General features: G+C 43.5%; 15 protein-coding genes and 2 tRNA genes. 10 read left to right on the top strand and 7 right to left on the bottom strand.

Features of this window, described 5'->3' with window-relative positions; all coding sequences use genetic code 11:
* Positions 1-42: 42 nt before the first annotated feature.
* Positions 43-1,218, bottom strand: a complete 1,176-nt coding sequence (locus V7O64_RS08560) for a M24 family metallopeptidase (RefSeq protein WP_407355006.1) — start codon at positions 1,216-1,218, stop codon at positions 43-45.
* 212 nt (positions 1,219-1,430) lie between these two features.
* Here V7O64_RS08560 and V7O64_RS08555 point away from each other — a divergent pair, with 212 nt between their 5' ends.
* From V7O64_RS08555 to V7O64_RS08540, 4 genes are all read left to right on the top strand, one after another.
* On the top strand, positions 1,431-1,820 hold the full coding sequence (locus V7O64_RS08555) for a hypothetical protein (RefSeq protein WP_407355005.1): 390 nt from the start codon (positions 1,431-1,433) through the stop codon (positions 1,818-1,820).
* 463 nt (positions 1,821-2,283) lie between these two features.
* Positions 2,284-2,955: a winged helix-turn-helix domain-containing protein/riboflavin kinase gene (locus tag V7O64_RS08550; RefSeq protein ID WP_407355004.1), complete on the top strand. Its 672-nt coding sequence runs from the start codon at positions 2,284-2,286 to the stop codon at positions 2,953-2,955.
* Between the two features lie 31 nt (positions 2,956-2,986).
* Entirely contained in the window at positions 2,987-3,724 is a 738-nt protein-coding gene (ribB, locus tag V7O64_RS08545; RefSeq protein ID WP_407355003.1) for a 3,4-dihydroxy-2-butanone-4-phosphate synthase, read from the top strand.
* 33 nt (positions 3,725-3,757) lie between these two features.
* Positions 3,758-3,835, top strand: a tRNA-Pro gene (locus tag V7O64_RS08540).
* A gap of 295 nt (positions 3,836-4,130) precedes the next feature.
* Here V7O64_RS08540 and V7O64_RS08535 read toward each other — a convergent pair.
* Positions 4,131-4,538, bottom strand: a complete 408-nt coding sequence (locus tag V7O64_RS08535; RefSeq protein WP_407355002.1) for a fasciclin domain-containing protein — start codon at positions 4,536-4,538, stop codon at positions 4,131-4,133.
* A gap of 142 nt (positions 4,539-4,680) precedes the next feature.
* On the opposite strand from V7O64_RS08535, the gene V7O64_RS08530 reads away from it, so the two are divergent.
* From V7O64_RS08530 to V7O64_RS08520, 3 genes are all read left to right on the top strand, one after another.
* Positions 4,681-5,589, top strand: a complete 909-nt coding sequence (locus tag V7O64_RS08530; RefSeq protein WP_407357300.1) for an ABC transporter ATP-binding protein — start codon at positions 4,681-4,683, stop codon at positions 5,587-5,589.
* Positions 5,586-6,377: an ABC transporter permease gene (locus V7O64_RS08525; protein ID WP_407355001.1), complete on the top strand. Its 792-nt coding sequence runs from the start codon at positions 5,586-5,588 to the stop codon at positions 6,375-6,377. Before V7O64_RS08530 ends, V7O64_RS08525 begins: the two co-directional genes overlap by 4 nt.
* 69 nt (positions 6,378-6,446) lie before the next feature.
* Positions 6,447-7,364 carry a hypothetical protein gene (locus V7O64_RS08520; protein ID WP_407355000.1) on the top strand — a complete coding sequence of 306 codons (918 nt, stop codon included), beginning with the start codon at positions 6,447-6,449 and terminating at the stop codon, positions 7,362-7,364.
* A gap of 13 nt (positions 7,365-7,377) precedes the next feature.
* Here V7O64_RS08520 and V7O64_RS08515 read toward each other — a convergent pair whose 3' ends face one another.
* The 3 genes from V7O64_RS08515 to V7O64_RS08505 all read right to left on the bottom strand — a co-directional run bounded on the left by V7O64_RS08515 (position 7,378) and on the right by V7O64_RS08505 (position 10,072).
* On the bottom strand, positions 7,378-8,127 hold the full coding sequence (locus V7O64_RS08515) for an MBL fold metallo-hydrolase (protein WP_407354999.1): 750 nt from the start codon (positions 8,125-8,127) through the stop codon (positions 7,378-7,380).
* A gap of 16 nt (positions 8,128-8,143) precedes the next feature.
* On the bottom strand, positions 8,144-9,415 hold the full coding sequence (locus V7O64_RS08510) for an ATP-binding protein (RefSeq protein WP_407354998.1): 1,272 nt from the start codon (positions 9,413-9,415) through the stop codon (positions 8,144-8,146).
* Between the two features lie 153 nt (positions 9,416-9,568).
* Positions 9,569-10,072, bottom strand: a complete 504-nt coding sequence (locus tag V7O64_RS08505; protein WP_407354997.1) for a DUF5817 domain-containing protein — start codon at positions 10,070-10,072, stop codon at positions 9,569-9,571.
* 52 nt (positions 10,073-10,124) lie between these two features.
* Between V7O64_RS08505 and rimI the strand changes: the two genes are divergently transcribed.
* Entirely contained in the window at positions 10,125-10,571 is a 447-nt protein-coding gene (gene rimI, locus V7O64_RS08500; protein WP_407354996.1) for a ribosomal protein S18-alanine N-acetyltransferase, read from the top strand.
* A gap of 16 nt (positions 10,572-10,587) precedes the next feature.
* On the opposite strand, the gene V7O64_RS08495 is transcribed toward rimI, so the two are convergent.
* A complete protein-coding gene (locus V7O64_RS08495; protein WP_407354995.1) occupies positions 10,588-11,247 on the bottom strand; it encodes an undecaprenyl diphosphate synthase family protein in 660 nt (219 codons plus the stop codon).
* 27 nt (positions 11,248-11,274) lie between these two features.
* Positions 11,275-12,459, bottom strand: a complete 1,185-nt coding sequence (locus V7O64_RS08490; RefSeq protein WP_407354994.1) for a redox-regulated ATPase YchF — start codon at positions 12,457-12,459, stop codon at positions 11,275-11,277.
* Positions 12,460-12,591: 132 nt separating this feature from the next.
* On the opposite strand from V7O64_RS08490, the gene V7O64_RS08485 reads away from it, so the two are divergent.
* Positions 12,592-12,663: transfer RNA gene (locus V7O64_RS08485), tRNA-Arg, on the top strand.
* 150 nt (positions 12,664-12,813) lie between these two features.
* The gene (locus tag V7O64_RS08480; protein WP_407354993.1) at positions 12,814-13,644 is read left to right on the top strand and encodes a hypothetical protein; all 831 of its coding nucleotides are present in this window, start codon (positions 12,814-12,816) and stop codon (positions 13,642-13,644) included.
* The last annotated feature ends 13 nt before the right edge of the window (positions 13,645-13,657 follow it).

Below are 13,657 nucleotides of genomic sequence, written 5' to 3'. Positions count from 1 at the left end.
TGAAATCTCCTTTAAGCATTCTTTTTAAGATGTTGCAGGACACTAATATACAAATCTCTTTTCCATTTCCGTGAGATTCTCATAACCATCGGAAGTTACAAGGATGAGGTCTTCAAGGCGAATGCCACCAACATCAGGATAATACAGCCCCGGTTCTATGGTAATCACATTCCCTTCTTCAAGTGCAACTTCACTGTTGCCTACAAACGGGAGTTCATGTATCTCAAGCCCGACGCCATGCCCGGTGGAGTGGATGAAACCCACATTCGACCCCTCTCTTATGGTTTCATAACCCCTTTCCACGAACACGTCACACACCTTGTTGTGTATGTCGCTGCATTTGACACCGGGTTTAATCATTTCGATGGCAGCAACCTGGGCCGCAAGAACGGCCTCGTACATATCCTCAAGCTTTTCTGTGGGTTCCCCTCTAAGTACTGTCCTGGTCATATCTGCATAATATCTTTCCCTTTTGCTGCGTGGGAATATGTCTATTACCACTGGCTCATTTGCCTTCAGAGGACCTGTTCCTTCCCAGTGTGGGTTTGCAGAGTTCTTTCCTCCGGCAACGATTGTACTCTCAGCCTCGCATCCGTGTTCAAGAAGTGTTATATCTATTTCCTTACGTATCATCTCGGATGTCAGTGCAAAGCCGTGATAATTGAGAATTTCCTCCACTTCTTCGGATTTTTTTATCATTTCCACAGCAGCTTTCATTGCAGTGTTACAGGCATCCTGTACCTTCTTTATTACCTTTACCTCTGAAGCCGCCTTTTTTGCACGCAACTGTGCAAAGGGGCTTTTTACGGCTTCTATGGAAAAACCTTCTTCTTTTAGTGTCTGAGCTATATGATATGGAAAATCCCTTGGAACCGCTATTCTCTTTGATCCCTCTTTCTGGAGTATCATTGCAAGGCAGTCACAATATGCAAGCGCAGGGTCCTGTCTTTCTTTTACTTTGGACCGGTAATCACAGTCATTCAATGTACGGATGTCTGAAACTCTTGATTCTATCTCTGCTCTTCCCTTTTCCATGTCCGGGACAAGTATTGTTTCAATGCCATCTTTTGCATGGAAGTAAGCAAACTGGTCGGAGGAGAAAAACCGGGTTGCGTAATAGATGTCTGCATTGTTGGAATTTCCCGCCATCAGATATGCATCGCACCTGTGACTTTCCAATGTTCTGGAAATGTCTATTGGAACTGTGGATGAGCTCATACTATTATCTAGTAATTACTAGTACAAAATTGTTATCTAATGTATATTTTGAATGATCTTGCAGGAAACCTGTTATTGTTTGTAGTACTGTCTTGATATATTCCTTTGTGCATATTATAGTCATTTTTGGTACATAATCCCTCTTTTTATGTACACGATAGTGTGGCATATTTCCATTCCAGTTATATACAGCTCCATGAGAAGCTTCTATTATGCACAATGCGAACCAGTACGTTGCACAATTTGAAAAAATATCCGATTTTATATTGGATATCAAATATATTATTGTGTTCTACGTACTTGGTGATTTCCTGACAACTGCGCATGCACTTAAATACGGAGTCGAGGAAAATGCTTTCCTGGCAATGGTTATGGCAAACTATGGCGTGGGATCCATGTTTATACTGAAGGTCCTTTTCCTTGCGATAGTATACTGGAATTACAGCTTGCTCAAGGATTCCGGCTCCCGCTGGACGGACCTTATATGGATTATGTCCAGGAAATTCATCGTATTTGTGGGTTTGTTCCTGGTGGTGAACAATCTGATGGTCATTTTCATGGAATGCAGTTTATTGCAGATCATCCGGTCAATGACCTTCTAGAATAAAAAACGGAAGTACCTTTCAATTAAGGACTAAAAACGACACTTAAAAACGATACCTAAAAACGGCAAAATCCACCATTCTATTTTTAAGTTTTTGTTGATCCTTTGATTTTTCCAGGTATGCCAAAGTCATGTATTCATGAATCCTGCCAACAGGCCAATAGAAAGTACCATCAGGAGGTATAACAGGACCACAAACAGTATTTTCATTGTTGGAAGGTTCCCATTTTCGCTTATGATTGCCATAGTTCCTCATATGGATGTCAACTTATCCCAATAAATAATTATGCTCCGCATTCTTTTAAGGATAGGTGTTTGCTGATGTTCAATTGAGAATGGATGAAAAAACCAATTCATGATGATTGTATCTTTTCCCACCCGTCTGCCTTAAATCAAAAGCTTTATTACTCTCTTCTCACAAATGAGATTCTGCTCAAATCTGAGATTGCTGTGATGTCATTATGTACGCAATAAAGTCCCTGAAAAAACTGGCACTGCTTGGTGCAATGGAAAAAACCGTGAAGCTTTCTTCCAGTGAATTCATGCACCACATATCCACAAGTTCCAAAACCGCTGCAAGGGTACTTAAACAGCTTGAAGAAGATGGTTACATATCCCGCAAACTTGTTGCAGGAGGGCAGATTGTCAGTCTTACGGAAGCAGGTGTGACCCTTCTAAAAAATGAGTATGCAGATTACCAGCAGATATTCTGCAAAGAACATCCGGACCTTGAACTCTACGGTCATGTCATAACAGGTCTGGGAGAAGGACAGTACTATATTGCAAAGGAAGGTTACATGTCCCAGTTCAGGGATAAACTTGACTTTAAACCATATCCGGGGACCCTCAATGTAAGACTTATGGAGCAGAGCGCACAGATGCGTGATAATATGGACCTTATGCAAGCTCTCTTTATTCATGGTTTTAATGACGGTGAGCGAACTTTCGGTGGAGGCAGGTGTTATCCTGTTGAGGTAGATGGCATAAATGGTGCCGTCATTATACCCGACAGGACACATTACCCGGCAGACCTCCTGGAGATCATCGCGCCTGTGAAATTGCGCGAAGCCCTCAGGATAAGTGACGGGGACGAAGTAAAGATAGTGGTTAAGAATCCCCGCAATTGCAGGTGATGCCCTAAGTGATAATGGATGAGTGATAATTATGGAGCCGGATACAACAGGATACAGTGAGAATATACAAAGAGCTATAGATGCTCTTTTGAATGGTGAGATGATCCTGCTTTTCGATCTTGAAGGAAGGGAGGCAGAGACCGATTTCACCATGCCTGCAAAGAACGTGACACCTGCAGATGTCAGATGGATGCGCAAGGATGCCGGAGGTCTCATCTGTGTTGCACTTGATTCGGAAGTATCCGGGGAACTTGGCCTCCCATTCATGGCAGATATCATAAGGGATGCCAGCCAGCCAGGTACTGCACTGGGTAAGATCGTAGAAAAAGGTGGTGACCTCAAATACGATTCAAGGTCATCATTCTCAATCTGGGTAAACCACAGGGACACCCGTACAGGCATCCCCGACAATGATCGTGCACTGACCATCAACAAGCTGGGTGAGGTAGTTGAAAGGACCCTGAATGGTGAAAATGTCCATTTCGGCAGTGAGTTCCGCACACCTGGTCATGTTGCAACCCTGCGTGCTGCAAAAGACCTTGTCCACGAGCGCATGGGCCAGACCGAGCTATCCATTACCCTTGCAAAGATAGCAGGCATCACTCCGGCCATGGTGGTATGTGAGATGCTGGATGACAATACCGGCCGTGCACTTGCAAAAGATGACGCAAGGAAATATGGTCAGGATCACAACCTGGTTTTTGTCGAAGGCGAGGAAGTCGTTGAGGCATATGATATCTGGCTGCGTTCACAACCGCGGAAAAGCTAAAATAGTGTAATGTATATCTAGTTACAATCCTGCGGGACTGTAGGGTAGCCTGGTCCATCCTGTTAGGCTGGGGGTCTAGCGACTGGAGTTCAAATCTCCGCAGTCCCACCATGTATCCTTTTCAATTGTCCATGAGGTATTACACGCAGTGTCATACCTCGTCTCGTGCTCCAGAAGCGTGCTCTGGGTTGCAAATCTCCGCAGTCCCACCATGTATCCTTTTCAATTGTTCATGAGGTATTACACGCAGTGTCATACCTCGTCTCGTGCTCCAGAAGCGTGCTCTGGGTTGCAAATCTCCGCAGTCCCACCATGTATCCTTTTCAATTGTCCATGAGGTATTACAGTGGATGCTATACCATCTGTCACAAATGAATCCTTTTAAAAAGAAAAAAAGGTTGCCTTTTCACGGAACCAGTATCTCATCAATGGCATGGATCATGCCGTTGCTGCATTCTATATCACCATTGATTATCCTTGCAGTATCGACCTTTATCCCGTCTTTGGCATTGATCTTTAACTTGTTTCCGCTTATTGTCTCAAGCTCTGAGAGAGATGCAAGGTCTGATGTGCTATATTTTCCTTCCACGATATGATAGTTGATAATTCCAAGAAGATAACCGTGGTCATCAAAGGATTCATCAATGACCTCATCGGGTATAGGTTCAAAAGCAGATTCCACAGGTGCAAATATCGTAAATGGTCCTTCATTGCTGTATTTGCCGATGAGGCCAAGTTTCTCTGCTGCCTGCAGGAGTGTGGGAAAAGAGCCTTTCTCTCTTGCTGTTGCTATCAGGTTCTTCAATTCTGTCATTTTTGTTCCTCTTATCTGGACCCTTTATGTTCTTCATTCTTTAAAAAGATTTGAATTCCCTCCTTTCAACAGATCTTCCATCGTTTCTCTCATCGAAATGATTAATACCGATTCATCCCAACTTCCTTAAAGGTGATAATACATAGCTTCGGTAATTTTAGCAAAGGACCTGCAAAAATCGTTCAATGGTCTTGTAGCCGTAAATAACATCAGTTTCACCATTGAGGAGGGGGAGATGTTCGGTTTCCTCGGACCCAACGGTGCCGGCAAGACCACTACCATGCGGATGATACAGTGTGTTTCCCCGGTGACCTCCGGCAGGCTTGAAGTGATGGGGCTGGATGTTGGCACTCGCAAGAGGGAAATTAAATCCCTGATGGGTGTTGTTCCCCAGGAAAATAATCTTGACGGGGATTTTACGGTACATGAGAACCTGCTGGTCTATTCCCGGTACTTTGATATACCACGTGCAGAAGCAGAAAAGAGGATTGAGGAGTTACTTGATTTTGTGCATCTCCAGGAAAAAAGGGATGTCATGACAGAAAACCTCTCCGGTGGGATGAAACGCAGACTTGTTCTTGCAAGAGCCCTCATAAACCGCCCAAGACTTCTTATACTGGATGAACCCACAGTCGGACTTGATCCCCAGGCCAGGCACCTTATATGGGAAAAGCTCAGAGGTCTTAAAAAGCAGGGTGTTACCATCGTTCTTACATCCCATTACCTGGATGAAGTGGAGAAACTCTGTGACAGACTGGTGGTAATGGACTATGGGAAGATACTTGTCCGGGGGAGTCCGGCAGGTGTCATCAGGGAGTTCATAGGTTCGGATATCCTGGAAGCAGAGAACCATCCCAAACTTCTGGAATGCCTCCGGCAAAGGGAAGCCAATTACGAGGTCATTGGTGACATGGTTCACATTTATGTTGATAATGCCAGGGAGCTCTCGGAGTATCTCCTCATGGAATGCTCCCTCTCAAAGATAAGCGCAAGACCTGCCACACTTGAAGATGTGTTCCTTAAGCTCACAGGCAGGAGGCTGAGGGAGTGAAACTGGCAGATTCTTTCCGGATTCCCGGGGTAAGTATCAGGGCCATCAAGGTCTGGCAGAGGAACAAAGATGTTTTTATGAAGGACATAAAACTGAATTTCCTTCCTCCTTTCCTTGAGCCTCTCTTGTATCTGATGGCTCTTGGTTTTGGTCTTGGGAAATTCGTAGAGAGCATTGATGGAGTTCCCTATGCTGAATTCATAGCTCCGGCACTGATCGCTGTTTCGGTGATGTACGCATCATTCTTTGAATGCAGTTACGGTTCTTACGTCAGGATGTACTATCAGAAGACTTTCGATGCCATTGTAGCAACACCATTGACAATTGAGGATGTAATTGCAGGTGAACTTCTCTGGGGGGCCACACGAAGCATGATAAATGCCACAGTGATGATACCGGTGATAGCCATCTTTGGGTTGATCGATATCAGATATTCTCTTCTCATAATCCCGTTCGCATTCCTGGGGGGTCTGCTTTTTGCAGCCATTGGTATGTGTTTTACTGCAGTGACTCCCAACATAATGTCCCTCAACTACCCAATATTGCTGTTCATAACCCCCATGTTCCTTTTCAGTGGAACATTCTTCCCTCTGAGTGCTCTTCCCCTGCCTGTACAGTATTTTGCAATTGCCTTTCTGCCATTGACACACGTAGTCAATGTTATAAGGTCCCTCTCATTTGGAATTGTTGAAGCTTCTTTGTTATTTGACATTAGCTGGGTCCTTTTTGTGACTGCAATACTGTTGATACTTTCAATCAATCTGATGAGGAAAAGACTGGTCATATGAACATCTTTTGTAGCAGGATAAACATGTGTAGCGACAGTTTCATAAAATAAATCATCAATTGGTGTATCAATGAACAGATATTTTGTCCTGGTAATGTGTACTCTTTGTCTGGTTATCATTGCTGGCGGATGTATCGATGACCTTGTGCCTGTTAACAAAGAAGACTCCCAGCAAGAGCTATCTGCATATGAGTTTGATTTATTCCTCAACAATAGTTATGATGATGAAGGAAGGTTCATTCCCACCCACACATTCTATCTTTCAAGGAATGAATCTGCAAGGGTTGTTTCTATAGTTGAGAATGAATCGCTCATAGATGTAATCCCTCTTGAAGATCTGAGCACTCCAAGGGATGGGGCAGTTAGCAATGTTGTCGTACTGGGCGATATATCTGAAAGTACCAATGTAACCCCGACATCCTTAAGTGTTTTTTCAATGAGCAAGGAGCCTTATGATGTCAATTATACTATCACAGAAGATGTTATCCGGGGACAGAAACACGTATTTATCACATTTGAACATCCAGTCACAGGGTTTGTGGCTTATACCATGTCAAAGCCTCTGGGTCATGATTTCATGTATGTTACTACACCTCCTTCAGTTGTCCGTTTCGTCCTTCCGCAGGGGTATACCACAGGCAATCCTCTTATCGGAAAGGTCAAACCATCTCCTGACAGGGTCTTTTACGATAGTTTTGGACGTGAGAATCTTGTCTGGTATAATGAGCTGGAAAGCACCGGTCTTCTGAATTTCTTTGGCAGATCCTCCCCGGATGGGCAGAGGGAAATAGACCCTATACCTAAGCTCATCAGCGTTAAGTTCTATACTGTAAACGCTCCAAGGGATCTTGGGATAGCCACTTTTATTCTGGGTGCGTTTGCTTTTCTGGTCTTTTCCAGATACAGGGCTGAAAGAAAAAGACTGGAACAGCTCCGCAAAGATATAGAAGAGCAGGTTATTGTTCCAAAAAAGAAAGGTAAGGAATGACCCACATTCGGATTTAGTTTTTCGTATATTCAAAGGACATGCCGTCATATCCCAGGGGAAATTCTTTTGCTGCTCGTTCATGCGGCTTGAAGAAATGGCTAAGATGTGTGAATACAACTTCTTTTGCTTTGATCTCCCGGGCCAGGTCAAAAGCCTCTTCTGTGTTCATGTGTTTTTTAACCTCTACCGTAGGCGGAACAATGGCATCGGCGATCAGCAGGTCCGGTTCCATTATAAGATCCATGCTCATTTTTGGAATATCCCTTTGCGTATCTCCTGTAATGACAACTTTTGTGCTCCCTTCGCGTATCATAACGCCAACGGACTTCTTTACAGGCGGGTGGATCACCTCAAAAAGAGTGAATTCAAGGCCAATTAGCTCAAAAGGTTCACAGAGTTGCCTTTCATGCTTTTTAGGGTGGAGGAACTGCAGGTAATCTAGTATATACGCAAGTGTTTCAGGCAGTCCGTAAACATCAACATTGTACTGGACCCTGTGGAACTCGGCAAAACCTGCAAAGTGATCATAGTGACCATGGGTCCATATTACACCATCTATATGCTTTGTACCATGTTTCAGCAACTGGTAACGAAGATCAGGCCCAGTATCTATGAGCACAGCTCCACAATCAGATTCTACAAGTATAGCAAATCTTGTTCTCTGGCTTTTACCACCTTTGAGTGCATCCTGGCAAGTAGGGCAACTGCAGCCAATAACAGGGGTTCCGGTAGCGTCTCCTGTTCCAAGAAGTGTTATCTTCATGAATTGTCCTGCAGTGTTATTCTTCGTATTCGTTCGTCTTGATAACTGCCCTTTCATCGAACGCTGCTACTGCATTGAGCATATCTTTTTGTGTAAGTTCCATTCTTTCGGTAACAAGTGCGCTCAACACACCTTCCCGGATGACCATGCGCAGGTCAGAACCGCTATAACCATGTGTCAGGGCTGCAATTTCCGCCGTATCAAAGTCACCTTTGATCTCTTTTGTGACGATGTCGAGTATCCGTTTGCGCATATCCACATCAGGAAGCGGGAATTTCATAATCTCGTCAAAACGCCTCCATGCAGCAGAATCAAGCATCTTTGGATGGTTCGTTGCAGCCAGCAGGAGCACACCGTCAGTTGTCAGGCTGATATTATCAATAGCTTTAAGAAGAGTGTTCACGGCTCTTTTGAGCGCTGCATGCTCATCAGATGAGCGCGTCTTTGCCACAAAATCGAATTCATCAATAAATAGTATACAGGGACTCAGTTTCTTTGCAAGTGCGAATACCCTGTCGATGTTCTTTGCTGTCTCTCCAAGATACTGGTCAGTGATCATTGAAAGCCTGACCTCTACAAAAGGAATGGAAAGGTGCTCGGACATTGCCCTTGCAAGTGATGTTTTTCCGGTTCCCGGGGGTCCTACCATCAGTATCTTGCCCACATCATACAGGCCTATGCGTTTAAGGTAGTCCCTGTACTGTATTGCCTTTACTATCTTCTTTGTTTCCTCTTCCTGTTCATGGGTGAGGACAAACTCCTTCATGGTCTGGCGTATATCTTCAGGTGCGCTGATATGTACAAGCTTGAGCATGTCAGGCCCACCCTCTTCTTTTTCAATGTCTGCGATAAGTGATTCTATCCATTCTCTGTCGACCTCTTTTGGTCTGACCTTTGATCTTGCACTGTTGTAGTCTGCACCCTCTGTTTTTTTCTTCTCGAAGTAGAATGCAAGGGCAGGATTGTGTGAAATCCGTTCCCTGTTCTCATCTTTTTTCTGGAACCATTCCGCACCAACCTCAAGAGCTGTGATCTTTGCAGAGAATTCAATCTCATCGACCTTGACAAAAGGAAGTGATCTTAGCTTACTACCGATGTCATCTGTATGAAAAATCTTCTCAATATCCGTAACTGTAACCCTGATGGGCTTTGGAACTGTTTTCTGGTCCCTGCTCCAGTAATACTTGCGTATATCCTTTGGCAGATCACTTACATCCATTTCGGGATATTTGTTATATATTTGAGCTGTAAGTAGCAGTTCCACAATATCAAGAGTTATATCGGACATATTCATACCTGGTCAAATCATATTTGGATTGTACTAAACTGTTGAGACATTACATATTATACATCTTTTTAGATATATTTTTTGTATAGTCTTATCGTAATATCCCGGTAACTCTGATATTGTACCTGATGCAGTTGCAATTCCAGGTCCCGCTCACACAAGTCCTATAGTATCTTTTGAAGGCTTGTATATTTCCCCTGCATCCAGCATCTTTGTGAGAGTATCGTCAAGTTCAGGTCCCTCTATGTCCATGGACAATGCTTCTTTTCTCAGTTCCTCATAAGGCATCCTGTTACCAGCGGACCGAAGTATAGAAAGGATCAGTTCATATGTCGTCTTTTTTTTCAGTTTTTTCCTGTTGTTTATCAGGCAGGCTGTCTTATCATTAAGCTCATCACCAAATGTCTGATATTCCTTTCCACGGGCATCTATACTTTCAGTTTGCAATGGGTATGTTCCACTTTCCGATATTCTGGCCTGTATCTGTGTTCTGACAGAGATGGCTTCCTCAAGGTTATCTGATGAAAAGAAAAGGCGAAGTTTCCTTGTCGCAAGATTTGAATTGCATCTCTGGCAGCGTATGGTTTTTGAACTTCCAACGTCAATGATCTGTGCCTGCTTCCTGCATCTGGTACATACAACGACTCCGTAAGCCATCGGTAACTTTTTAGTATGTATCCTATAAATAATAGTCTCACAAGACCCAGAAATGAAAACGATCATGTATGATATAATGATAAGAAGAGCATTGCCCTCGGATATACCTGAGATAGTTGAGATAGAGAATTGTTCCTTTAAGGTTCCCTGGCCGGATTTCCTGTTCAGGTCACATCTGAGCAACCCGGGTTTTCTTGTATATGAGCAAGGCCGGATACTTGGTTATGCAATTGTAGGTTTATCGGAGGATAAAAGGAAAGCTCACCTGCAAAGCATTGCTGTTCGTGTGGAATATCGGCGGCAGGGAATTGCCAGCAAGTTGCTTGAATGGAGTATAGATCTTGTAAAACTCTATGGTTTTCATAAAATGGTGCTCGAGGTCAGAGAAAAGAATATGGACGCCCGTCTTTTCTACCTGAGGAATGGTTTTGAGGTAGAGGGTGTGGTTGAAGGTTACTATTTTGATGATAATGCCATTCTAATGGGCAGGAATATATGATCTTTGCAATGCATTGCTATTTTCCAAATCTTCTCTGCCTTTTCTGGAAATCCCTTATTATTCTTAGGATGTCCATTTTCCGGATATTATGCCAGTTGACATCGGTGAAGTAGTATTCCGAGTATATGGATTGCCATATGAGAAAATCAGAAAGGTGCTTTCCCCCGGAACGAATGAAAAGGTCAGGTTCATTTTTGACCACCAGGCGGGACTCTATGGTTTCTTCGCTTATCAGGGAGGGGTTTATCTTCCCGTCACGTACATCTTTCAGTATCGATATAACGGCTTTTGTGACTTCCCTGCGACCACCAAAACCAATTGAAACATAGATCTGGAGTCCTTTTCCTTCTCTTTTTGAACAAAGTTCACCGTTCTGTGCAAGTATCTCGTATCCGGTATCATGAGGTGCTTTTGAAAGTATCCTGCGAATCTTTCCGTGAAGTCTGTCCGTCATTTGTGACTTAAGTGTCTCTTCAGTGTCCAGGACATCGATGTAAATACTTGTGATGTTTATCTTCAGCTGTCTGCACCAGAGTATGTAATCCCTGAGCCTTTTAAAGCCGTCATTTTGCAGCAGGTCGGTCTCGGAAAGTACGAGGGAAACATGTTCAGGCACCGGATACTTTACGATCTGCTGCAAAAGATGCTTTTCATAAAGTGAGCTTATAAAGTTCATAGGTACTTCCGAAACAGTATGTCCTCTTCATTTTGCGGTTGAGACTATCTTAACAACATCTCCATTGTTTAGTTCGTGTTTTTCTCCAAGCCGCATTTTTGTCTTTGCATCCACTGCATAGAGGAACCGGTCACCGATATCCGAATGTATCCTGTATGCAAGATCGTGGGCATTGGAACCTTTTTTCATGAGAAATGCATCCGGAAGCATCCTTCCGTTCTTATCGGTCCACTTTCCTTCATCTTCCACAGGATATATTATTATCAGGTCAAGAAGTTCAAAAACAGCGCGGTTTATGCATTTCTGTATGCCTGTCCCGTCCATTTTAAGTATGAGATCGTGCACGCTGTCAAGCCCTTTTTTCTGGGCAGGTGTAAGCTGTTCGGACAGAACTGTAAAATCATTATCCCCTGGTTCGTATTTTATAGCCCGGCTTTTGGATGCTGATCTGAGCACCAGCTCTGCGGCTGCACTTGTGGGTACAACCATCTGGTCAAGTCCCATAAGGGCACTGACATTTTGTGCGGGTGCAACATCTGCTTTGTTGGCAGCGATTATCATGGGTTTGCTCATGGCACGGATAATATCACACAGGTGAATGAGTTCATCATCTGTCCATTTGGTGTGATGGCCTTTGTCAAGTTTGCATTCATTAAGTGCGCAACTGACCTGTATCTCATCGACCCCGGCACCTGCAAGCTGTTCTGCAAGTACGCGCTCTATCTTAAGACCTTCTCCCTGTATTTTGCGTGCAAGCCTCTCCCAGTTGCGTTTGAGGATGCTGAATATCCACATGGTGAGCTCCCTGTTGAGAAAATCAATATCATCAAGGGGGTTGTGGTCTCCGATGTCTACCGGGTTGCCCTCTATATCAGTGCCACCCGAGGCGTCAATCACATGGATTATCGCCTGTGCCTGTCGCAGATCGTCCAGGAAAGTGTTACCTAGTCCACGCCCTTGATGTGCATCAGGTACCAGCCCTGCAACGTCTATGAGCTCGATGGGCACATACCTGATGCCGTCGGAACAATTGCCACAGCGCTTTTCGCGGGTTACACACGGACACTGTTCCCTTACGTATGTTACTCCTTTGTTAGCATGAATGGTTGTGAATGGATAATTGGCAATCTCAACGTCTGCCAGGGTGGCTGCCTTAAAGAATGTGGATTTCCCGGCATTGGGTTTTCCTGCAAGTCCTATTGTCATCGTCATGCTTAGTAATCATTCTTGCAGCATTTAACTTTTATTGATTGTGAACATACATTATCTTTTGGAAGGAAACACATACTCTTCCCGACCAACAATCTTTATATCAGAGAAAGACATTAGAGCATGAATCCCAATGTCCCGGTAGGGTAATGGATATCCTTGAGGCCTGCGGAGCCTTAGATCCGAGTTCGATCCTCGGTCGGGACGCTTTTCTTTCTTGTTTTTATGAAGTATGGGTTTTTGCATGGAATTAATTTATAACTTGTCATTTTGACAGATCATCCCCAAAAGAATATCTATCATCAACCCAAAATATATTTTTATATGAGTGGGTTTATACAATGTCGGATTGAATCTTTGTTTTCAACACATCTGTTCGCTGCAAAATGGAAAATAAGCGACTGGCTATTTTATTTCATACTGGTTCCGGCAGTTCTCATCATCAGTTTTAAACTTCCTGCAAGCGTGAAAGAAGCGTATTTCATATTGACTCCTTATGAAATAACGACCTACACGCTTTTCCTCTCAAATTATGTGCACAGCAATCCTCATCACTTTTACGGGAACCTGTCATCATATCTGGTTGTTTGCTTTTTGATCTTCAACTTTGAAACGAACAGGCGCAGATTTTATGCTTACTCAATATTCATGTTCCTTATCCTGCCGTGGATAATATCACTGGTATCCCTGAACATGATCGGTTTCCAGACAACATATCAGGGATTTTCAGGAATTGTCAGTTCTCTGTTTGGATACCTTACATATGCCATCTACAAATTCCTGAAAGAATACTGCTGCAAGAGCATGAATCTCACATTCCTGTTCCTGATAATGGTAATGAATCTCTTATTCGTTCTCTGGAACATCTCCTCACAGTTATTGCAGTACACATTCATAGTAACATTCGCTCTTATACTGGTCTACCTGCAAAAAGAAGTCATAATCGAAGTTACGCAGAATCATTTTGAGATCAGGGGATGGCTGGAAAAATTCCCTTATATCCTGAAAATATACCTGTTCATAATAGTTTTAGCCGCCACCAACTTCCTGTTCATTCTACCGGACCTGGTTCCTCAGGATATGATGCAGGCTGGTGCTTTGGTCAATTCGGTCGGTCATTATACCGGTTACTTTTTTGGAATATTTGTTCCAATGACCCTTGCAATTATTTCTGATCAACTATCATAGATACATAAACTCA

It is taken from the genome of Methanolobus sp. WCC5 (assembly GCF_045690325.1).
Classification (GTDB): domain Archaea; phylum Halobacteriota; class Methanosarcinia; order Methanosarcinales; family Methanosarcinaceae; genus Methanolobus.
This window is presented reverse-complemented; position numbering and strand designations above follow the sequence as displayed.